At 45.2% G+C, this 21460-nt stretch carries 18 protein-coding genes; 6 read left to right on the top strand and 12 right to left on the bottom strand.

The window, feature by feature from the left end; all coding sequences use genetic code 11:
• Positions 1-12: 12 nt before the first annotated feature.
• The 3 genes from QVP94_RS02050 to QVP94_RS02040 form a co-directional block, all read right to left on the bottom strand.
• Entirely contained in the window at positions 13-1113 is a 1101-nt protein-coding gene (locus QVP94_RS02050; RefSeq protein WP_005860565.1) for an efflux RND transporter periplasmic adaptor subunit, read from the bottom strand.
• A gap of 133 nt (positions 1114-1246) precedes the next feature.
• Positions 1247-2146, bottom strand: a complete 900-nt coding sequence (locus QVP94_RS02045) for a helix-turn-helix domain-containing protein (protein WP_005860567.1) — start codon at positions 2144-2146, stop codon at positions 1247-1249.
• Between the two features lie 152 nt (positions 2147-2298).
• Positions 2299-4074, bottom strand: coding sequence for a DEAD/DEAH box helicase (locus tag QVP94_RS02040; RefSeq protein WP_022191843.1), 1776 nt, complete (start codon positions 4072-4074; stop codon positions 2299-2301).
• A 705-nt stretch (positions 4075-4779) separates the two neighbouring features.
• Between QVP94_RS02040 and QVP94_RS02035 the strand changes: the two genes are divergently transcribed.
• From QVP94_RS02035 to QVP94_RS02025, 3 genes are read left to right on the top strand one after another with little or no spacing between them, the layout of a single operon-like run.
• Positions 4780-5136 carry a hypothetical protein gene (locus QVP94_RS02035; RefSeq protein ID WP_005860571.1) on the top strand — a complete coding sequence of 119 codons (357 nt, stop codon included), beginning with the start codon at positions 4780-4782 and terminating at the stop codon, positions 5134-5136.
• A gap of 14 nt (positions 5137-5150) precedes the next feature.
• Positions 5151-6089 (top strand): S1 family peptidase, encoded by a 939-nt coding sequence (locus tag QVP94_RS02030; protein ID WP_005860573.1) that lies wholly within the window; start codon positions 5151-5153, stop codon positions 6087-6089.
• A gap of 23 nt (positions 6090-6112) precedes the next feature.
• Positions 6113-6676, top strand: coding sequence for a T9SS type A sorting domain-containing protein (locus QVP94_RS02025; RefSeq protein WP_005860575.1), 564 nt, complete (start codon positions 6113-6115; stop codon positions 6674-6676).
• A gap of 70 nt (positions 6677-6746) precedes the next feature.
• On the opposite strand, the gene QVP94_RS02020 is transcribed toward QVP94_RS02025, so the two are convergent.
• The 5 genes from QVP94_RS02020 to QVP94_RS02000 form a co-directional block, all read right to left on the bottom strand.
• Positions 6747-7802: a tyrosine-protein phosphatase gene (locus tag QVP94_RS02020; protein WP_005860577.1), complete on the bottom strand. Its 1056-nt coding sequence runs from the start codon at positions 7800-7802 to the stop codon at positions 6747-6749.
• A 73-nt stretch (positions 7803-7875) separates the two neighbouring features.
• Positions 7876-8805: a carbohydrate kinase family protein gene (locus tag QVP94_RS02015; RefSeq protein WP_005860579.1), complete on the bottom strand. Its 930-nt coding sequence runs from the start codon at positions 8803-8805 to the stop codon at positions 7876-7878.
• A gap of 17 nt (positions 8806-8822) precedes the next feature.
• The gene (locus QVP94_RS02010) at positions 8823-9434 is read right to left on the bottom strand and encodes an SIS domain-containing protein (protein ID WP_005860581.1); all 612 of its coding nucleotides are present in this window, start codon (positions 9432-9434) and stop codon (positions 8823-8825) included.
• Positions 9435-9528: 94 nt separating this feature from the next.
• On the bottom strand, positions 9529-11175 hold the full coding sequence (locus QVP94_RS02005; RefSeq protein WP_022191842.1) for a M20/M25/M40 family metallo-hydrolase: 1647 nt from the start codon (positions 11173-11175) through the stop codon (positions 9529-9531).
• 4 nt (positions 11176-11179) lie between these two features.
• Positions 11180-12748: a PD-(D/E)XK nuclease domain-containing ATP-binding protein gene (locus tag QVP94_RS02000; protein WP_022191841.1), complete on the bottom strand. Its 1569-nt coding sequence runs from the start codon at positions 12746-12748 to the stop codon at positions 11180-11182.
• Between the two features lie 174 nt (positions 12749-12922).
• Between QVP94_RS02000 and QVP94_RS01995 the strand changes: the two genes are divergently transcribed.
• A complete protein-coding gene (locus tag QVP94_RS01995) occupies positions 12923-14143 on the top strand; it encodes a M16 family metallopeptidase (protein WP_005860586.1) in 1221 nt (406 codons plus the stop codon).
• A gap of 2 nt (positions 14144-14145) precedes the next feature.
• Here QVP94_RS01995 and QVP94_RS01990 read toward each other — a convergent pair whose 3' ends face one another.
• Positions 14146-15354 carry an acyloxyacyl hydrolase gene (locus tag QVP94_RS01990; RefSeq protein WP_051135267.1) on the bottom strand — a complete coding sequence of 403 codons (1209 nt, stop codon included), beginning with the start codon at positions 15352-15354 and terminating at the stop codon, positions 14146-14148.
• Positions 15355-15374: 20 nt separating this feature from the next.
• On the bottom strand, positions 15375-16808 hold the full coding sequence (locus QVP94_RS01985; protein ID WP_022191840.1) for an alanine/glycine:cation symporter family protein: 1434 nt from the start codon (positions 16806-16808) through the stop codon (positions 15375-15377).
• Between the two features lie 175 nt (positions 16809-16983).
• On the opposite strand from QVP94_RS01985, the gene QVP94_RS01980 reads away from it, so the two are divergent.
• Both QVP94_RS01980 and QVP94_RS01975 read left to right on the top strand, forming a co-directional pair.
• Positions 16984-19311 (top strand): TonB-dependent receptor, encoded by a 2328-nt coding sequence (locus QVP94_RS01980; protein ID WP_130882492.1) that lies wholly within the window; start codon positions 16984-16986, stop codon positions 19309-19311.
• Positions 19312-19350: 39 nt separating this feature from the next.
• Positions 19351-19857: a flavin reductase family protein gene (locus QVP94_RS01975; protein WP_005860594.1), complete on the top strand. Its 507-nt coding sequence runs from the start codon at positions 19351-19353 to the stop codon at positions 19855-19857.
• 2 nt (positions 19858-19859) lie between these two features.
• Here QVP94_RS01975 and QVP94_RS01970 read toward each other — a convergent pair whose 3' ends face one another.
• Positions 19860-20624: an AAA family ATPase gene (locus QVP94_RS01970; protein WP_005860596.1), complete on the bottom strand. Its 765-nt coding sequence runs from the start codon at positions 20622-20624 to the stop codon at positions 19860-19862.
• 35 nt (positions 20625-20659) lie between these two features.
• The gene (locus QVP94_RS01965; protein ID WP_005860598.1) at positions 20660-21388 is read right to left on the bottom strand and encodes a ComEA family DNA-binding protein; all 729 of its coding nucleotides are present in this window, start codon (positions 21386-21388) and stop codon (positions 20660-20662) included.
• Between the last annotated feature and the right edge of the window lie 72 nt (positions 21389-21460).

Below are 21460 nucleotides of genomic sequence, written 5' to 3'. Positions count from 1 at the left end.
ACTGATTTCTTTTTATTTAACTTGTGTTCCCTCACGTACCAATCCGGCTCCTTGTGATACGATTTCTTCACCGGCTTTCAGTCCGTCTAATACGACATACTCGCGTCCATCGTTCAATTCAGCTACCGTGATCAAGGATGAGACTGCTTTGCCATCCACTACTTTATATACCATTGTTTTATCCTGTAGACGTATTGTCGCTTCCTGTGGGATTACGATACAATTCTCATATGTACTGGGGATGATTACCGCTCCAGAGGCTCCGCTATGTAGTAGGCGTGCCTCGTTTGGGAAGACAGAACGGACGGTTACCGTACCGGTCTGGCGATCGATCACGCCGCTGATCGACTCGATCTTTCCTTTATGTTCGTAGATGGAGTTGTCATTTAGTCTAAGTTCTACTTCCGGCATGTTCTTCAGTGCGTCATCCATGGAACCATATTGACGGGTCAAGGATAAAAGCTGGTTCTCATTCATAGAGAAATACACATACATGTTCGAGTTGTCGGATACTGTAGTCAATGGCTGTGGAATATTGGCGCTGACTAAGGCTCCGACCCGATAGGGTAACGCTCCTACCACTCCGTCACTCGGACTTTTTACTTCGGTATAAGAGAGGTTGTTGCGGGCGTTTGTCTCTTGAGCCTCAGCTTGTGCCAAAGCTGCTTGTGCGGTGAGATAACTGTTCTCGGAGGTCTTTAGGCTGAACTCTGATACTACTTTCTGGGCATATAGCTCTTTATTGCTGTTGTAGGTTAATTCCGCCGTGGCTAAGCCTGCCTTTGCTGATTTAACGTTGGCTATAGCCGTATTCAAGGCTGCCTTGTAGGGTACTTGGTCTATGACGAAAAGAATTTGTCCTTTCCGGACTTTCTCACCTTCTGTTACGCAAAGGCGCTCGATAGTTCCGGATACCTGTGGATAAATATCGATATCCTGCCGTCCACGGATCGTGGCTGAATAAGAGGTAGAGAATTTCTTGTCACTTACTGTTATTTTCATTGTTGCATAATTGGCATTCATTGGAGCTTGAGGTGTTTGTTTGCAAGACACCAATACTGCCGTAAAACCGACTAATCCTATTAGTCTCATCCATTTTGAACTCATAACCATTTGTATATCCTTTTAAAATTCCGCGCAAAGTTAAAAGGAGATAGCTCATTTTTATATACCAAATGTGCTGGTGAAGTGTTCTGATTGTAATATCTTGTAGTATGGTTTCTCAAAAAGAAAGTATGAGATGCTTTTATAGCTTATTTATAAGATGCTTTCTGTATTGGGTAGGCGACATACCCGTGTGTGCCTTCACGTATTTCCCGAAATATGAGAGATTGGGAAACTCCAAATAATTGGCTATTTCCTTAATGGATTTTTCAGAGTATTTAAGTAGCTCGGTGATATCCTCTATGATAAATTCATTAATGATATCGAAAGCTGTCTTTCCACATACCTGTTTACATATCACCGAGAGATATTTGGTAGTGATAAAGAGCTTATCCGCATAGAAAGAGACGGAGCGTACTTTTACTTTTGATTTAGATAGTAATTCTATAAATCGATTGAATAAAAGATCGCCTTGCTTGAACATCGTGTTGTTTCTGGATATACAATATGTATCCAAATTACCTAGCAACTCATAGAATATAGCGCTGATAAGGGCAGACATGATCCCTTTCTGATAAGGATTGTCTGTTGCTTTTATCCTGGAACCAATTAATTTATGATATAATTCGAAGATTTGTGCTCCCTTTTGTCCTATTGGCAGGACTGGGTTTTGTTCGAGATAAAAAAACTTGTCTCGTGTGCCACCACCCAAGCTGACTAATCTCCTGACTATATTCATGGAGATAGCGATCCCCTTGCATTCCAAATCATCACTACCGATAGCATTGCGAAGTACGGTCAGAGGAAGGCAACACAGAACTTCGTTGGCTCGGATTATCCGTGTCTTGGTATTCACGTCTACTTGCAATGTGCCTTTTGTGCATATCAACAATTTTAATGCGTCAATCTTGACAGGCTTGGCATGGGGCACATGAGGAAGGCGGAGGCGATTGGCAAATGCTATATCTCCATCAATATAGTCAAGCACAGCGTTTTGCGATAAATCTTCTATGGTTAGCTGACGTACTAGTTCTGTTTGCATGTCTTCAGGACTTTTTCCAGTTTTGGCAAAAATAAGGAATTAAGTACCACAAACTTTGTAGGTACGCATAATTTAAGACCTTTATAACCTTAATTAAAAAATGAGCCCGGTTCGATGCCGAGCTCATTAGGAAGGGTTATGAATATCTATTTTTATTTACTGCGTTTTTTCTTTCCACGAGGAGCGTCCTCATAGAATTTACGCTTCGGTTTGTCATCGCCACGGCCGGAACGTCTACCGCCACGGTCTCCACGGTCGCTTTCCCGACGGCTATCTCTGCCTTTTCTACCGCTATCCCGTCGGTCTCTGAAACCGTTTCCGCTACGGCTACCTCCACGGCTACCACGACTGCCTTTACCACCTTCGCCTTTCGCTTGCGCCGGTTCTACGGAGATACGTCGTCCGTCTACCTCGAAGCCGTTCATCGAGTCCATGACACGGTTGGCTTCTCCCTCTTCTACCTCGAAGAATGAGAAATTATCACGTAAGTCGATACGACCGATACGAACCTTACCCGGTACACACTTATTAACCAACTCTATAAGTTGAGGAGGTGTAAGCTCGTCTGTCTTTCCAAAGTTGATAAAGAAACGGGTGTAGCCTTCTTCCGCTTCGCCTCTACCACCACGTTTGCCTCTTTCTCTTGGGGCGCTCTCGTCTACAACCTCGATATCATCGTTATCTTTATAATAGTCGATCATCCGGTTGAACTCCAAGGATACGACACGCTTGATGATATCTTCCTTATCCAGCCATTCCAATTTACGGTAGATAGAAGGCATCAAACTAGCGATTTCCTCCTCGTTCACTTTCACTTTCTCGATCTGGTCCACCAAGTTGAACAATTGCTTCTCACAGATTTGCTCACCGGTAGGCATCTTGCCTTTATCGAATTTCTTGTTAATGATTCGTTCGATCTCGCGGATCTTGCCTTTTTCCCTTACGTGGCAGATAGAGATAGCGATACCCGTTTTTCCCGCACGGCCCGTACGTCCGCGGCGGTGGGTATAAGATTCTACCTCATCCGGCAGACCGTAATTGATTACATGGGTTAAGTCATCCACGTCCAAACCACGTGCGGCTACGTCCGTAGCGACCAATAACTGGATATTCTTGATACGGAACTTCTGCATCACGTAATCACGTTGCGCTTGGCTCAGCTCGCCGTGCAAGGAGTCGGCGTTATAGCCGTCTTGAATCAATTTATCGGCGATCTCCTGTGTCTCCTTACGGGTACGGCAGAAGATGATACCGTAGATGTTCGGGTAATAATCGGCTAGACGTTTCAACGCGAGATATTTATCCTGCGCACGAACCATGTAATAGATATCGCGGATATTCTTGTTTCCCTCGTTCTTCCTGCCAATGACGATCTCTTTCGGGTCCTTCATGTATTTCTTGGTGATAGAGGCAATCTCTTTCGGCATGGTAGCGGAGAAGAGCAGCATATTGCGGTTTTCCGGTATAGCCGCCAAGATCTCGTTGATACTGTCGGTGAAACCCATGTTCAACATCTCGTCCGCCTCATCAAGAATGACGTTCTTTACGTTGCTTAAGTCAACCGTCTTGCGGTTCATCAAGTCGATCAAACGTCCCGGGGTAGCCACTACCACGTGTACGCCTCTCTTCAGTGTCTTGATCTGGCTCTCTATACTGGAACCTCCGTATACAGGGAGAACCTTCAGGTTATCGATGTATTTAGAATAATCGTTCAAATCGTCCGCTATCTGTAGGCAAAGCTCGCGTGTCGGACAAAGGATAAGCGCTTGAGGCTGATATTGAGAGACATTGATCTTTTGCAGGATCGGCAGGCCGTAAGCGGCTGTCTTGCCGGTTCCTGTTTGTGCCAATGCGATTACGTCGTTATCTTCTCCCAGTAAGAAAGGAATCACTTCTTCCTGTACGGGCATGGGCGATTCGTAGCCCATCTCTTGGATTGCCTTTAATATCGGTGCGGCAACTCCTAATTCTTCAAATGTTTTCAAAATGCGATTGTGTATATATGATAATATTCAGTGGCCGCAAAGGTACGTAAATAATTCGGATTCTATAGGATTGTTATGCTAAATTCGCTAAAAATCAGCGAACCACGGATGGTTTTTACCTATTGGGAGAGGGTGGGCACCTCGGTCGCATGCGAACCGTGTCGTTTATTTGTTAGCGAAACAGCTCTTGTCTGATCTTTCTGATAGAAATAGGGCGTATATCGTGACATGTCCTTTTTCTTGATACTATGATATAGCCGGAGGGTAAGGGGATAAAGTGGTGCTTTGGGGGAAAATAGTGCCTTTTCCAAGTGTGATAGGTGGCGAAAGACCGTTTTTCGGTATCTTGTTAATCAATAGCTGATTGCGAAATATTTCTTCCTTATTTGCGAGCGAGCCGTACTAAGTCCCGGAATATTCGATTCTCTGAGGCTTTAGATTACAATGTGTCAAAAAGTGACAGTTTGTTAGAAACGGTCTGAACGGAGATTTTCTATGGATTAAGATAAATGAAAAGTTAAAAGACTTTTTGTTGTATATATTAAGGCCGTCTTGAGCCTGTCTTGCCCGATGAACCTGCTTGTTGCCATGATGGAGGAATCAAGCACTGTGATTTGTTACCGTTTATAAATCTAAAATAGAGAGCTTATGAAAAAAGAAAGAATGATTATTGCTTTTTTGAGTTTACTTTTCCTGTTGCCGGGATGCAAGGAAGAGAAAACACAAAGTGTCTTTGATGCAGATGAGTTTGATTGTGTTGGTTGGCCACACATTAGAAAGGTTACTATTACAAATGTAAATTGTGAGGCAGAGGGAATATTCCTTATTCTAGAGGATTCTTTAGTTTATTGTGATGATGAGATAGTTATACCTTATAAAAATCACTACGGAAAACGTTTAGAAGTAGGCTTTTGTTTTGGGGATAGAAAGAGATATCCATTGTGTAAATCGGATTCCTCAGTAATTGATATTTCTGTACTTTCTGTTCGAGAATTGAATGAATAAACTTTTTAATATGATTGTATTATGAAAAAACTTTTTTAATTATTAGTGTTTTATTGGGTATATTGTTTTATCCTGTAAATGCTCAACAGCGAATAGTGGAGGGATCTAATATCAATATATCAGAGGTTCCTTGGCAGGTTGCGATTCAAACGAAAGGTGTTTTTAACGGAGGAGGGTCTATATTGGCTCCAAACTTGATTTTAACAGCTGCTCATGTGGTGGAAAAATATACTGCAAAAGAGGTTAAAGTGGGAGTTGGTAGTTCTAAATATTCAAATATTGGTGCGAATTGGTATTCTGTTTCAAATATTGTTTATCACCCTTCTTTGGATATTGCTTTATTAATATTGTCTAGGCCTTTGTCTTATTCTACAAATGTAAAAGCTATAGATATTCTTTCAGCTAATAAGGCTTCTTATTATAATGTAGGAAATATACTTCGAGTTACAGGTTGGGGGATTACTTTTCTTGTGATTGATGATCCTTTTAAAGAATGGAAAATGTCAGATGATTTAAAAAAGGTAGATCTTCCTATTGTTTCAAATTCTACTATAGGAGCTGCTAATAGTTTTGTTATTACATATGATGGTAAGCATAGTCCTTCTAAAGGTGATAGTGGTGGAGCATTGACAATTTGGGATTCTTCTTTACAGAGACATGTTGTAATTGGAACTGTACATGGAAATCCTAGTACTCAGAGAGCTTATTGTGCGTATGTTCGATCTTCCTCCTTCCTCGACTTCCTCCTTCCTTACTATCCCATATCCATCACCGGTGGTTCAGACCAAGTCTGTTCTTCTTCAACATTCTCTGTAAGTTATCCAAACTCCACAGTTACTTGGTCATGCACGGGGCCTTTGCGAATAACCTCGCAAAGCAATACTTCTTGTACGGTCTCTTCTACCGGTAACGGACCTGCCGTATTGAAAGCCACAATCAAGAGCGGAAAGTAATTAGTGGAGGCTATACCTCTTGTATGATCACCTATCGGAACACTGTGAATGGAAACGATACATGGTGTACGAGCCATTCCGGAAATATCTTCACCATCGAGTCTGATTATAATTTGAGTTCTTATGAGGTTCGGTTGCTGAGATATCCGGGGTTGAATGTGGTTATGACGAGGACCGCCTCGAAAGGTGATAATGATCTGACTAATATGCTCTCTCCGGGTTGGTATACAATGGAAGCTCGTTTGTTGGGATGCAAGAATGGAGATTGGGTAACTACTGGTGAGGTAGAGGCTGTGGATTGCTCCTCAAATTATAGCTTTTCTTTGACACCGAACCCTGCCACCAGCCTAGTAACGTTAACTCTAAATGATGTAAATACGCCTAGTCCACGTATGGAACCTATGTTTACGACAGAAAATGGAGGTGAGTATGAAGTACAAATCTGGTCGGAAACAAGCTTGTTGAAACAATTTACTTTCGATCGTCCTATAGTTGAAATCCCTGTATCGGAATTGAGAAGTGGAAGGTATTTTGTGCTGGTTTTTGTGAACGGCAAGAAGCTGACTCAACAATTAATTATCAAATAGAACAGGCATAAACGTGGAGAATTACCGAGAGCCATCGGGTAAGTGAATCTTTTCCGGGTGGCTCTTTTTCTTAATAAAGTAATATGTCCTTGAGCCTTTCACGTTTCTTATCAGTAAGACGTAATCCTTTCGACAAATATTTCTCGGTGGAACCGTACTCTTTCTTGATTTTATGGAAAGCTAGGTCCATGAGCCCCTCGTTGGCCGTAAGGAAGACCGTAATGCTTTCTTGGGCGTCTGTGGAGAGATGTTTCACGATATCAGCTAAATGACTCGTATCGATATATTGATTGGATGTCAAGTAGTCTTCCATGATGGCGTCCCGGGGAATATCCAAGGCGGCGAGTAACATGGCGGTGAGAAACCCGGTACGATCCTTTCCGTAGGAACAACTGATGAGAATGGGGTAATTATCCTCGTTCTGGAACTGTTCCAGTACCTTGGCGAACTGATCGGTATTATCTGTCACGAATTGCAGGTACTCGTCTTCCATATATACCCCGGCGTCTCCTTTCCGCATTCGTCCCTCGATAACACGTTGGGGGGCATCGGCGATCTTGCCGACCGAGATGGGGATTTGCAGGATATTTGCTTTCGTATATTTGATAGGGGCGGTGAGGGTTTCTTGGTTCGTACGGAGGTCGATGATGGTCTTGATCCCTAGATTATCCAATCGGATGGAGTCCCATTCGCTCAAGCTGCTTAACTCGCCGGAGCGAAATACCTTGCCCCATTTCACCGTCTTCCCGTTTGTAGAGGTATAACCGCCTAGATCCCGGAAATTCTGTACGCTATCCATAACCGCCGAGCGTGCCCCGATGATCCGTGGGTATTTATCATTAAAAGAAAGGCGGAAATACTTACGTGATATATTATCGTTCGTGATGTAAGTAGCTACGCCATCCTTGATGTTGGCGTAAATGATCGGGGACTCGTTGGTGAAAAGATCCGGGTTGTCGGACACGGTCATCTTGACAATCCCCTCCATTACCGGATCGGTTTCCCATTTTATCACGTAATTTCCGATGTCATCACGTAGGCAAATAGCTCGTATGTCGGGTGCGTTAGAGGAACAACCCACTAACAGGATCACACTGGCGAATAGAGAGAGAATCTTTCCTAACATTGTCTTCTATTATAATAAGCTTTCCTTACAAAGATAGTAAAACAAGTTTTTCCCGCTTCTTCATTAATGATATTTAAGACTGACTAACATACTTCGCCGCGAACTCCTTGGATATATAATTATCATAGCTTTGGCAAACCTCGGAGGCGAGGTCCATTCCGCAGCGGATGATTTTTCCCCAAGTATCCTGATCCAGAGAGGGAAGGTCGGCATGGCGTACGTCATACTTTAGAAGTCCGTAGATAATACCCGCGTTAAAATTGTCGCCGGCGCCGATGGTACTAAGCGGCTGGATTTGCGGGGAATCGAAATGTCGTGTGAAATTACGGGTGTGGAGATTGACTCCGTTTGCCCCGTGAGTTGTTAAGAAACGATCACAATAAAACTGAATATGCTCTTTGTAAACCTCCTGCGCGTCGCTCTTGCCATAAAGGTTCTGGAAGTCCTCGTCCGAGCCCCGGACGATGTCGGCGAATTCCAGATTTTCCAGTACGGTAGGCATGAGGCGGATCGCCTCATGAGCGTGTGCCTTGCGGAAATTGGGATCGTAATAGATGATCGCTTTCCGTTCTTGGGCGTATTGCAGAAATTCTACCATACGAGTCCGCAAGACCGGGTTCAGGGAATAATAAGAGCCAAACACGAAAATATCGTCTTTCTCGATCTTAGGCAGGGGCACCTCCAGCCGTTGCGCCGGGTAATCCTTGTAGAAGATATAATTAGCGTTCTTATCGTCGTCCAGAAAAGCGAGTGATATAGGACTTTTTCCATCGGGGAAACGGTCTACGAACTCGGTCGTGATGTGGTTATCTTCCATGAAATCCCGAATCATGTCGCCAACCCGGTCGTTGCCCAGCTCGCTGATAAAGGATACGGGGACATTCAATCGACCTAATGATATCAATCCGTTGAAAACGGAACCACCGGGAACGGCCTTCTGTGGCTGGTCGTTCCTAAAAATGATATCGAGGATGGTTTCTCCTATACCAAAGACTTTTCTCATGACTATATACTGGTTTGTTATTCATTCTTGCTTAGCTCACGGCTCTTGGAGCCTAAGTAGCCCCCGTGATGGCGCTTGGCGTAATCCTTGTTGGTGAAATGGATACGCTTCATGGTTCCGACCACGAGGATATCGCCTATTACCGTCATGACGGTCGTGGAGGTAGTCGGCGTAAGGCCTAACGGGCAAACTTCCTTGGGAGCGCCGGTCAACAGGCATACGTTCGCCTCGGCGGCTAGAGGACTATCCGGGTTACTGGTGATAACGATAAATTTCATGTCTGGCACCAAACCCCTCGTGAGATCTACCAATTCCACCAGTTCACGTGTCTTTCCTGAATTGGAGATCAATAACATGATATCGTTCTTGCATACGATTCCCAGATCTCCGTGTTGTGCCTCGCTGGGGTGCAAGAAGAAGGCAGGCGTACCGGTCGAGCTAAAGGTGGTAGCGATATTCAAGGCGATTTGCCCGGCTTTACCCATTCCACTCATGATCAGTTTTCCACCTAGGTCGTGTACATGTTTCACTATAAGCGATACCGCTTCCTCATATCCGGGCGTAACGGGTATGTTGCGAACCGCTTCCGCTTCCTGCTCCAATAGAGAGGTGATATTTTCGTTTACCATATTGTTGATTGATTGTTTTACGTCATTCCTGCCTGAATAACGATCGCAAAAGTATTTATATTTACTGATATTGGCATCATCTATTTCAGACAATTTATCTTTTTAAGACGTTTGCGAATTCGGACTTCGGCTTCCATTTCGGGTATCCGGTATCTTGCGCCAGTTTATAACCGAGGTCGAAGAATAATTGTACTTCTTGTAACAGACCACTGTAATCATCCGTGTCGGGATAGGTCTGGTCGGTCGGTTTGTGGTAAGTTTCCGCCCAATAGCGTGCGATATGCTCTTTGGCCCACTCCTTACCCTGTTTGCGGTTGTCGTTCCAGCCTTTGGCGAACATGGCCGGGATGCCTTTTTGTACGAAAGGGAAATGGTCGGAGCGATAGAACATCCCGTTATAAGCGTCGGGGTCGGGCATGATGTAACGGTTGTATTTCTTCGCTAGCTCGGCTAGGGTATCATCCAGCTCGGAGTTGCCGTATCCGGTGATCGTGACATCGTTGTTCTCGCCCCATAGCGGGAAGACATCCAGATTGATTACGGCGGCTATCTTATCGATCGGGAACAACGGGTGCTCCACATAGTATTTCGTACCGAGGAATCCGGTCTCCTCGCAAGTAGGGGAGAGGAAGACGATATTCCGGCGGGGTTTCTCTTTCAAGGCATTGAAACAACGTGCCATCTCGAGCATCCATGCGATGGCTACGGCGTTATCGGTAGCGCCGTTGATGATACTGTCGCCGTTGATCGGTGCTCCATAGCCTAGATGGTCCCAATGGCCTAGGTAAATAACACTCTCATCCGTGTTCCCGCTACCGGGAATATAACCGATTACGTTGGGGCTTTGCTGGCGGTTGAAGGTGTTCCTCATCGAGACGGTTACCGTAGATTTCAAGGAGAAGGGCTTGAAGTCCGGCGATTTAGATTGCTCGATTAGTTGGTCAATGTCGTAGCCGTTATCGGCTAGCAATTGCTTGGCGGCATTGAATTGGATCCAGCCGTTTAGCGGGCAATGATAAGCATCGCTGTCGCTGTCCACATACATCTTAGATTGGGCGGAAGCTCGTACGACCGACCAAGGGTAGCCTGCTCCCCGGTCTTCATGGATGATCAAGACTCCTTTTAATCCCTGTCGAGCGCCCTCCTCAAATTTATACATCCAACGGCCGTAATAGGTCATGATATCACCGTTAAAATAATCCGTGTTGTCGCTTCCGAGTCCCGGGTCATTTACGATAACGACCGCTACTTTATCCTGTGGGTTATCGATTCCATCGAAATCGTTTTTCCCGTATTCCGGCGCAACGATCCCATATCCGGCGAACACCAGCTCTACGTTATCGATATCGATATCCGGCTCGATCCGTGCGGAGAAAGCGGTATAGCCCTCTAGCCAATCCAATGAGATCTTTCCTTCCGGGGTACTCAAGACCATCGGCTCCGGGCATTGCGTACGTGAGGATATGATATTAACCTGTTGGAGATAAGAATCTCCGTTGATGGGTTTCAGCCCAACCTCTTTCATTTGGTGAGCGATATAGTTCACCGCACGGTCGGCCCCTTCCGAGAATGGTTTACGGCCTTGGCAGGAGTCATGCGAGATGGCCTCGGTGTATCGCTTTAAATGTTCCGTGGTCGCTACGCTTTTCGCTTTCTCTATATCATTACTTCCTCCTCCACAAGCAGTAAGAACCAAGGAAGTGATTGTTAGTAAACAGGTTATTATTTTCATGTTTCCCATAGAATTATAATGTTTTTTCAATCAGCCATTCACCCAAATTACGGATGGAAGCGTCGAAAGCGACCCCCACTTTGACTACTTCCCGTTCGTCGGTCGTATAAGGAATCAGATAGCCTCGATCGTCGATTTGCCGGATCGCTTCTTCCGCTGTTCCTTTCAGCTTGAACTCGAATACGTAGATGTAGCGAGGTGTTTTTACGATGGCATCGGCACGTCCTTGGGCCGAACGTACCTCGGCCTCGGTGAATTGCCCTAGTAGCTTGAATACGATGTAGAAAACCACTTGGTAATGACGCTCGGTCCGGTCGTTCAACTCGTAAGGGATATCGGCGAAGAAAGCCTTTAGGCGGGTGAGGAAAGCTTCGGTGTTTCCGCTTTCCAGCTCTTGAATGAACTTTCCGATATAAAAAGGAGTCTCGGTTTCCGGTAAATGCGCATACATGGAGGCGACAAAATTCAAAAATCCATATTTAACTTCCTCATTCGGGTATCCTAACGTATATAACCGGAAACGTTCATCGTAACTTTTAATCGTCAAATATCCACTTTGATAAATCATGGGAACCGGGTTATTGATGTTCGCCCGATCGTCCGAAAGGGATACCTCGGACACCTCAATCCCGTCCAGCTCCCGTATATCGTAATTCGTTTTCCGTAACATCTCCGCCAAGAATGTCGGGGTACCGGAAGCAAACCAATAGTCGTAAAAGACCTGTTTACTCAACACGTTCAATACGCTAAACGGGTTATAAAGGGCGATACCGCTGCGGAAATCAAAATGGTAGCCATCGTACCGGCGTGTAATTTTCTCGATGGTATCTTCGTATGAAAGCTTATTCGCCTCGGCCAAGGCATGAAGCTCCGGCTGGAAAGTCGCCTCGATCTCGGGCAATGTCATGCCACAAAGGGCCGCATATTGCGGGGCTAGGCTGATATCGTTCAAATGATTCAGGTTGCTGAAAATGCCGACTTGCGCGAACTTGGTGACACCGGTTATGAATACGAAGCGCAGCCAAGGATCGGCATCTTTGAGGACCGTATAGAAGGCGGTCAATAATTCCCGGAACTCGTTCTGTAGCTCTTCGTTGTGCAGGTTCCTAAGTAATGGCTTATCGTACTCGTCGATCAGTACGACCACCTTCCTTCCGGTTATCTCCGCCGCCCTTCGTATGATGGTCATGAACCGTCCGGAATAGGTGATACCCTCTCCTCCGGTATCATATATTTTTTCCCATTCCCTCAACTGGCGTTCCAGCATATTCTCTAATGCCTTGCGGCTATCGTACAACTCGGCGTTGAGGCTGAAATGAAGTACCGGATGCTCTTTCCACTCGGTCTCTAGTTTCTCTATGGCTAATCCCCGGAACAATTCTTTCTTCCCCTCGAAATACGCCTTGAATGTCGATAGCAGCAAGCTTTTCCCGAATCGCCGGGGGCGGCTTAGGAAATAAGGTTTTCCCATGGTCGCAAGTTGGTAGACAAATGAGGTCTTGTCTACGTATAAATAACCCTCTGTGCGTAAATCCTCAAAACTCTGTATGCCTATCGGTAATTTCCGGGTGATATTTTCCATTTCCTTATCTATTTAATTTACACAAATGTAGGTATTTTTTCTAAGGAGGCAAATAGATCGAAAAAAACACGTACGTCTTTTTCCGGAAACACGTACATGTTTTTTGAAAAAGACGTACATGTTTTTCCGGAAAGTCTTTCGTACCTTTGCGGGCTGATACAAACAAGAAGGAAAATGGATTATATCGCTCATACATTGCCGAATGGTCTTCGCATGGTACATCTCCCGGTTAATTCCCCGGTCTCTTACTGCGGTTTCGCCGTGAACGCCGGTACACGGGATGAGAACGAGGATGAATTTGGCTTGGCGCATTTCGTTGAACACATGATCTTCAAAGGTACGGAGAAACGGAAAGCGTGGCATATCCTGAACCGTATGGAGAACGTAGGAGGGGAGTTGAATGCCTATACGACGAAGGAAGAGACCTTTGTTTATTCCATTTTTATGGAGGAGGATTTTGGCCGGGCGTTTGAGCTATTGACCGATCTGGTTTTCCATTCCCAATTCCCCAAACAGGAGATCGAGAAGGAGGTAGATGTCATCTTGGATGAGATCAATTCGTATGAGGATAGTCCTTCGGAACTTATATTCGACGAGTTTGAGAACTTGCTTTATAAGGGTCATACCCTCGGGCATAATATCTTAGGGGATGAGGAATCTCTTCTTCGCTTTGACTCCGAGTCCGGTCGTTCTTTCATGCGTCGTTTTTACGCCCCGGAGAATATGGTGTTCTTCTCGATGGGACGAAAAGACTTCAAGAAGATCTTGAAATCAGCGGAATCCGCTTTAAGCGATATCTCTTTCCCGATGGCTGAACGGATCCGGAAAGCTCCGGACCCCATCGAGGCTTGCGTACGCCAGATCCATAAAGATACCCATCAAGCCCATGTACTGATCGGTGGCCGGGCTTTCAGTATGCACGACAAAAAACGTATCCCTTTGTTCTTGTTGAACAATATCTTAGGTGGTCCGGGCATGAATAACCGCTTGAATGTCTCCTTGCGGGAAAAGCATGGCTTGGTCTATAACGTAGAATCCAATATAACCTCTTATACCGATACCGGACTAGCCAGTATCTATTTCGGGACAGACCCGAAGAACCGTGAGAAAGCGATGCGTTTGGTGCATAAGGAATTGGCCCGTTTACGTGACGTAAAGCTGTCCGCCACTCAATTAGCCGCCGCCAAGAAGCAGGTAATCGGCCAACTGGGCGTGTCGGGCGATAACCGGGAGGGCCTTTTCCTTGGCTTAGGAAAAAGCTACCTCCATTACAACCGTTACGACACCCTCCCTGAAGTATTCGCCCAGATCGAGAAAATAACCGCCGGGCAAATCCTTGAGGTGGCTAATGAGGTACTTGCGCCGGAACGGTTGTTTTGCTTGATTTATGAGTGAGGCTAATTATGGAACCTATACCCAACCCCCAACATCAAGTTATTCGGATTATGGAACTTGTGCAGTTGGTATCCGACATGCAGGAATAAATTTCGTGTAACCGATACCTTGAGGGCTAGGATCTGGTATAATCCTTTCAGATCGCCTTTGTTGTAAAATAAATTATGTCCGACTCCTATATTGATCGAGAAGAATGGCATGGTGAATTCGCCACGGGCAGAGAGGCCGATACCGATTTGCTCGTGTAGGGGCGGGCGGTAGAATCGGGGTTCTTCGCCGACTTGGATGATCTCGTCGGAATAAATATTTGCGCTTTCGTCATATTGGCCGTCTAGGGAGATACCTGCTTTTAGGAACCGGTTGAATTTGTACATCGGGTTGAGGTTGAATCCGAGGATACCGAAATGACCGGGAAAGATATGAGCCTCGTCACCAAGCATAACCCCCTTAGCACGGGTCGCGCCGTATAGGATGACATCGTAACTGACACGTTGCCAAAAGCTGGAGAGGTACAACTGATTTTCAGGTAAGGAACGTGCAGTACCTATCTCATGATGGCTTTCCTCGATAGGATTGAGCGTGTAGACGAGTCCGATCCGGCCACCAATCGTATTCAATCCCGCATTCGGAAGATGAGTATTTCCGTTTGAGTAGTGCGTTAAATCCGCCCCGACAAGCAGGTTGCAATAACGGGATAGTTTCGCATTGAGGAAAAAGCCCAGATTGATATAGGCATTGATCTTAGAACCGATGATCTTATTGCGGTAATTATTGTTATCATCATACGGATGCCAACCAAATGAGGCTCCGAAATTCCACTCATAATCGAAGGATAGCCGGGAAGAAATTTTGGCGATGCGGGAGCTTTGGAAAACATACGCCGCCCAAGGATTACCAACTTCCTGCCGGTTTCCAAAGGTATTATAAGAGACGCCTATTCCTTGGTAAGTGTGCGGATAAAGCTGGCCCTCCTTAGAGTTAGGATTCAGTTGGAATCCGTATTTCAAATGGAATGAAGCCGCCTTACGTAAAGTAAGCCCGTTTCCATAGCCGTCATCTTTGAGGAATTTACTAGTAGGGGCGACATACGAGGGACGTACGTCGAATCCTATTTTGTGGATAATGGATTTATCATCATCTTGAGCTTTTACCGTACAGGTCCATATCATCATAACCGCTATGTAAAAGCTTATCATCTTGCTTTTTATCATACTTCAATACGTTTGTCTGATCACCAACACTGCGCTTTGTCTTTCAACTCGGGTATCTTGTTCTTATCGAATACAGGGCTTTTAATACCCGCTTTCTTTTGGGCTACGTAATCCTGTAATAAGAGGAATGCTTGACGGCTCAACAATGAGATCGCGATCAAATTGCAGATCGTCATAAGTCCCATCGTCACGTCCGCTAGGCTCCAAGCCAAGTCTAAACTAGCCAACGCACCGAACATGACCATTCCACCGACTAATATACGATAAATAAATAAGACACTTCTCTTGGACGTGATAAAACGAATATTCGCTTCTCCGTAATAGTAATTACCGATAATACTACTGAACGCGAACAAAAGGATCGCTAAAGCGACAAACGTACTACCGATGCTACCCACCTCGTTACTCAAAGCTTGTTGCGTGAGCTGGACTCCATTGATGGAGCCGTCTAATGGCGCTCCGCTAAACAAGATGATGAACGCCGTGCAGGTACAGATAATCAGCGTGTCGGTAAATACGCCTAATGCTTGGATCAATCCTTGTTTGACAGGATGGGAGACATGCGCCGTAGCCGCTACGTTCGGTGCCGATCCCATACCGGCCTCATTACTGAATAGACCTCGTTTAATCCCTTGCATCAACGCCGCTCCGACACTGCCGCCTATCGCCTGTTCCCAACCAAAAGCGTTTGACAGAATGGTTTCTATAACAGTGGGTAGGCGGGTAATATTAAACAGTACGATTCCCAACGCCAATGTTATATATCCTAATGCCATGACCGGTACGACAATACTGCTTACTCTCGCGATACGCTGAATACCTCCGAATATGACGATTAACGTAAGTACCGTAAGAATCGCCCCGATCCAAGCATGATCGATGCCAAAAGCGCCTTCCCAAGCTGCGCAGATGGTATTGCTTTGCACGGAATTAAAGGCAAAACCAAAGGTTATCGAAATCAATACGGCAAATAATACCCCCATCCATCGTAACCCCAAACCATGTAGCATATAGTAAGCGGGACCGCCAATGAACGAGTCTTTCCCTTTTTCTTTATATAATTGAGCTAACGTAGACTCCACGAATGCGCTGGAAGAACCAAGCAAAGCGATCAGCCACATCCAGAATACGGATCCGGGTCCGCCGATCGCTACGGCTGTCGCTACACCGGCTAGGTTTCCGGTCCCTACACTGCTGGCTAAAGATACGGCGAAGGTCCCTACACGGCTGGCTAAAGATACGGCGAAGGCTTGGAAAGAGGAGATATGCTTTTCCCCTTTTTCTCCTTTCCCGGCAGAATCGCCTAATAATCGGATCATCTCGCCAATCATGCGGAATTGCACGAACCTACTTTTTATCGTAAACCATACGGCGCATCCCAATAACATGATAATAAGGATGTATGACCATAATATATCGTTGACTCCGTTGATCCAATTATTCAATAGCTCCATGATTTATAATCTGTTGTTTGGTTACAAAGATACGTATCTACGAAGCAAATTCATCGAAATATTATTTTTTTATCATTTTCTTGTAACGTTTTCCAAACGGCTGTCGTCTTATAGTTAGAAACAAATGATAAGCGGGAAAGGCCACCCTGCTATATTCGGAAAAAATACGATAAAAATGAAACGGATGATGATTTGGATCATACTGCTAGGCGGTATGGTACAGGGAGCTTTTGCTCAGAACTTGGAGATAAAGGGAATGGTGCGGGACGCTCGCAACAAAGAAATCTTGGAATTTGCAAATGTGGTATTGCAAACAATGGACTCTTCTTTTGTAGCGGGTACGACTACGGATATGAAGGGGCATTTTTTATTAAATAAGATTAAAAAAGGGAGTTATATTCTATCTGTCTCTAGTCTAGGCTTTAAGACGGAGTATATTTCCTTGGAAGGCTTGTCCAAGAATATTTCTTTGGGAGAAATATCCTTAAATGATGATGCGGTATCCTTAGACGGGGTGACGGTTAGCGCCTCTGCCCAGACGAGCCATGCCGATAAAAAAGTGGTCTTCCCATCGGATCGCCAGATGAAGGCTTCGGGAAACGGTATGGATTTGTTGCAGCAGATGATGCTACCGAGAGTGCAGGTGGATTTGTTGAACAACGAGATCAAGGCCACGGGAAATGGGGTAGTCCAAGTGCGTATCAATGGCGTGAAGGTGGAACAGGATGAGATCAAGGCCTTGAATCCCTCGGATATCATCCGTATAGAATATCATGATAACCCGGGCTTACGTTACGGCAATGCCGATATCGTGCTGGATTATATTGTTCGCCGGCCGGATACGGGAGGTAGTTTTGGTCTGGACATGGCGCAAGGTATCAATTCCATGTGGGGTGAACATAATGCTTGGGGAAAGATCAATCATAAGAACTCGGAATGGGGCGCTTCTTATCGGATCGGTCCTCGTGATTTCTATGGAATGAAACGGAATAACGAGGAAGAGTTCCATTTAGCGAATGGAACGACCTTGAACCGTGTGGAAATAGGCGAACCTTCGCGCGCTCGTTTGTTCATGCATAACCTGAATGTGAACTATAGCTATCAAAAGCCGGATAAGTATATGTTTAACGCCACGTTCCGCTACCGGAATAATCATCAACCGCATTGGGATTATCAAGGAGTCTTGATGAATAAGGCGAATCCGGAGGATAAAGTGGATATGATCGATCTATCGGGATCAGCCTATCAAGCTCCTGCGCTGGATTTATATTACCAACGGGATTTGAAGCATAACCAGACCTTGGTGTTTAACGTGGTAGGGACTTATAACCAAACGAAATCGACCCGTATCTATCAAGAGAGTAAACATGAACAATTGTTGACTGATGTAAATAATGTGGTGGATGGTGATAAATACTCGATTATCGGCGAGGCTATCTATGAGAAGAAATTAACGAATGGTAATCGGTTGAGCGGCGGTTTACGCCATAACCAATCTTTCTCGGATAACAGTTATATCAATGGGCATAACTATAAGACACATATGGAACAGATGGAGAGTTCCGTATATGCGGAATTCAAGGGAAAGGTGAAAAAACTGGATTACTCGTTGGGTGTGACCGTGAATCGATCGTCTTATAGCCAACGGGGTGAGGATGCGGATTATGAACGTTATACGGTGAGTCCCCGGTTGACCTTGTTTTATGCTTTGCCCGGTGAATCTTCCATCCGTTTGAAATCAACGATGGGGAATGTGACTCCTTCTTTGGGTGAGTTGAGCGCTATCGACCAAGTGATCGATTCCTTGCAAATACAGCGGGGTAATCCTAACTTGAAGTCTTATATGAGTTATTATACGGAATTGAATTACGAGTTTCGCAAAGGTCTGTTTTACGTGAATGCCTTGGGCGCTTATGAGTATCAGCCGGACGCTATCATGGACGAGAAATATCTGGAAGGAAATAAGATCATCCAGACTTGGGATAATCAGAAAAACTGGCAACGGGTTGTCGCTTCCGTCAACTTGCGGGGCGGTCCGATCAAGGACATCTTGCAATTTTCTGTCAATGGTGGTATGAACCATTATATGAGTAACGGTAATACCTACACGCATCGATATACGAACTGGTGGTGCGAGGCGAATGTTTCCGCTACATGGAAGAAATGGTCGCTTTGGTATATGGTAATGACAAATTGGAACTGGTTTAAGGGCGAGACGATGAGTGGGGGTGAGAATATCCAAGGAATTCAACTCGGTTATCGGCATAAGGACTTGATGGTTGGCCTGCGTGTCATCAATCCGTTTACGGATAATTATAAGCAGGAGACGGAGAACTGGAACCAATACGCCTCTTTCCGCCGTTCAAATTATATCAAGGAAAGTTCTCGCTTATTCATCGCGACGATCTCCTATAATTTCTCCTTCGGCCGTAAGTTCAGCGCCGGCCAGAAGAAGGTGAATAACGCTGATAATGATTCCGGTGTGATGAGTACCGGTAAGTAAGGGAATATTTTATATCTTTGAGGAAAAATAAAATGAGATATGAAAGCGATTAATCCGAATGAGATCAAAGACAACTTTATCGAGTTGATTGGTAAGGAGTGGATGCTGGTAAGTGCCGGTGATAAGGAGAAGTTTAATATGATGACTGCCAGTTGGGGCGGCGTGGGAGTGTTATGGAACCGTCCGGTGGTGTTTGCTTTTATTCGTTCGGAGCGTTATACCCGTGAGTTTATCGACGCTAAAAATGAGTTCACGATTACTTTCCTAGGACCGGAGCACCGGAAAGCCCATAGCATTTGTGGCTCTAAATCCGGCCGGGAGATTGATAAAGTGGCCGCTACGGGGTTGACGCCGCTCTTTACGGAGGCCGGCAACCCGGTATTCGAGGAAGCTCGCCTTACGTTGGAATGCAAAGTGGTCTATAAGTCCGAGATCGAGGAGGCCAAGTTTTTAGATCCTACCGTTTTCCCTCGTTGGTATGATGAGAAGAACGGTAATGCGCATATCGTTTACATTGCCGAGATCTTGAATGCTTGGGAGAAATAATATCACCCAAGCAGTTCTTTCATCATTTGCTCCGTATGCGTGAGGAAATATTTAGTGAGTTGGTAATGCTCGGTTTCCTCATACGGGGTGACATGCGCTCCGGTATCATCGATGGCGTAAATGTCCGCGTTCGGATAAGCCATCAGGATCGGGGAATGCGTGGAGATAATCAGTTGGCAACCGTTATTCACCAGTTCGTGGATACGCACTAAAAGGGCCAGCTGCCGTTGTGGGGAGAGTGCGGCTTCCGGTTCGTCTAATATAAATAATGTATTGCGGCTGGCATAATTCAGAAAAGCGCAGAGAAAGCTCTCGCCGTGCGATTGCTCCAATAAACTCCTGCCACCGTAAGCTTTATAGGCGTAGATCCGGCTGTACTTACGTAATTCCAGTTGGGCTTGCCTATCCAATTCGGCCGCATGGTTAAAAAAGGATTCTGCCCGGAAGAAGAAATGCTTTTCCGGTTTTTGGGTCTCGATCAGTTTAATATGCTCGGGTAAGACATTGGCGTAAATCTTGTATGCCTCGGTTCCGTCATATAGCATACCCGGTTCTTCCTCATCCCTTTCCTCATATTTACTCATCATCGCTTCCAGCAGGGTGGATTTTCCCGCCCCGTTCTCCCCGACAAGGAAAGTGACCGGCTTGCGGAAAATGAATGATTCCGTGAAACGTACTGCCGGAGCTTTATAAGGATACTTTAGCTCCTCGGGATCGCCGGCTACCAAGTCCGGGTCCAGTAATTTTACTTGCTTCAGATAGATCATACAGAATATGTTTTGTTACAAACATAGTGAAAATATCAATGGAATGAAAGATAATATCGTAATCGTTGTTGTTCGTGCTCCGGAAACTCTTCCAATAGGGATAAATCCTCCCAACCTTGTAATTTCCCTTTTTTCCGGATCATTTTTTCGATGATCCTAGCTTGTTTATAACTGACATATGGGTGACTGGCTAGTTTTTTAGCTGACAGTTGGTTGACAAATAGATGACTAATAACTGACGGGTCCACGGAAAACCACGATTTCATCGCTTCATAACGATCCTCGTCAATACCATATACTTCTCCTAGTTGTTCTACGGAATAAAATCCTCCTAATAAGTCCCTGTATTTAATGATCCGCTTGGCAAAAACGCTACCAATTCCCGGAACCATTTTAAGGGCGGTGGTATCAGCCGAGTTTAATTCGACAACCGTTCCTTGCGGCCATTTTTCTGCTTTGGGATAAGAGGGAAAATGGGGCTTTGATTCCCTTCGGATGCGTTTGGATTTCCCTTCGGAAGGGATTTTAGTTTCGTTCGAATGGGATTCTTTTTCTTTCCGAATGGAATTTGAAGGTGTTTTATTCGAATAGATCTGTGAGGAATCTTGTTTGATTCCGGTGTTTACCAATGGAACTGTTTGAAATTGGGAACGGTAGAAATCCGTCCCGATAATTGCGATCCATGCCATCGCTATTAAGGAAAGGAGTAGGGTAAGAGCCTGCCTTTCCCCCTTGGAGAAATAAAGTAAATCATGCCATTTCATAGTCTTATGTTTTGATTTGTGGAACTTCCACCGACAAAGGTAGAAGTTCCGTTTCTATTGACAAGGAATTCT

The organism is Parabacteroides sp. CAG:2 (assembly GCF_000436315.1).
Classification (GTDB): domain Bacteria; phylum Bacteroidota; class Bacteroidia; order Bacteroidales; family Tannerellaceae; genus Parabacteroides; species Parabacteroides distasonis.
This window is presented reverse-complemented; position numbering and strand designations above follow the sequence as displayed.

What these genes read in the sequence shown, in the direction of transcription:
- QVP94_RS02010 (WP_005860581.1), bottom strand. Translation starts at nt 9,434, where the DNA reads ATGGTAAACGAAAATATCACCTCTCTATTGGAGCAGGAAGCGGAAGCG.
- QVP94_RS02045 (WP_005860567.1), bottom strand. Translation starts at nt 2,146, where the DNA reads ATGCAAACAGAACTAGTACGTCAGCTAACCATAGAAGATTTATCGCAA.
- QVP94_RS01975 (WP_005860594.1), top strand. Translation starts at nt 19,351, where the DNA reads ATGAAAGCGATTAATCCGAATGAGATCAAAGACAACTTTATCGAGTTG.
- QVP94_RS01995 (WP_005860586.1), top strand. Translation starts at nt 12,923, where the DNA reads ATGGATTATATCGCTCATACATTGCCGAATGGTCTTCGCATGGTACAT.
- QVP94_RS01990 (WP_051135267.1), bottom strand. Translation starts at nt 15,354, where the DNA reads ATGATAAAAAGCAAGATGATAAGCTTTTACATAGCGGTTATGATGATA.
- QVP94_RS02005 (WP_022191842.1), bottom strand. Translation starts at nt 11,175, where the DNA reads ATGGGAAACATGAAAATAATAACCTGTTTACTAACAATCACTTCCTTG.
- QVP94_RS02025 (WP_005860575.1), top strand. Translation starts at nt 6,113, where the DNA reads ATGATCACCTATCGGAACACTGTGAATGGAAACGATACATGGTGTACG.
- QVP94_RS01980 (WP_130882492.1), top strand. Translation starts at nt 16,984, where the DNA reads ATGAAACGGATGATGATTTGGATCATACTGCTAGGCGGTATGGTACAG.
- QVP94_RS02035 (WP_005860571.1), top strand. Translation starts at nt 4,780, where the DNA reads ATGAAAAAAGAAAGAATGATTATTGCTTTTTTGAGTTTACTTTTCCTG.
- QVP94_RS02050 (WP_005860565.1), bottom strand. Translation starts at nt 1,113, where the DNA reads ATGGTTATGAGTTCAAAATGGATGAGACTAATAGGATTAGTCGGTTTT.
- QVP94_RS01970 (WP_005860596.1), bottom strand. Translation starts at nt 20,624, where the DNA reads ATGATCTATCTGAAGCAAGTAAAATTACTGGACCCGGACTTGGTAGCC.
- QVP94_RS02000 (WP_022191841.1), bottom strand. Translation starts at nt 12,748, where the DNA reads ATGGAAAATATCACCCGGAAATTACCGATAGGCATACAGAGTTTTGAG.
- QVP94_RS02040 (WP_022191843.1), bottom strand. Translation starts at nt 4,074, where the DNA reads ATGGGCTACGAATCGCCCATGCCCGTACAGGAAGAAGTGATTCCTTTC.
- QVP94_RS02015 (WP_005860579.1), bottom strand. Translation starts at nt 8,805, where the DNA reads ATGAGAAAAGTCTTTGGTATAGGAGAAACCATCCTCGATATCATTTTT.
- QVP94_RS01985 (WP_022191840.1), bottom strand. Translation starts at nt 16,808, where the DNA reads ATGGAGCTATTGAATAATTGGATCAACGGAGTCAACGATATATTATGG.
- QVP94_RS01965 (WP_005860598.1), bottom strand. Translation starts at nt 21,388, where the DNA reads ATGAAATGGCATGATTTACTTTATTTCTCCAAGGGGGAAAGGCAGGCT.
- QVP94_RS02020 (WP_005860577.1), bottom strand. Translation starts at nt 7,802, where the DNA reads ATGTTAGGAAAGATTCTCTCTCTATTCGCCAGTGTGATCCTGTTAGTG.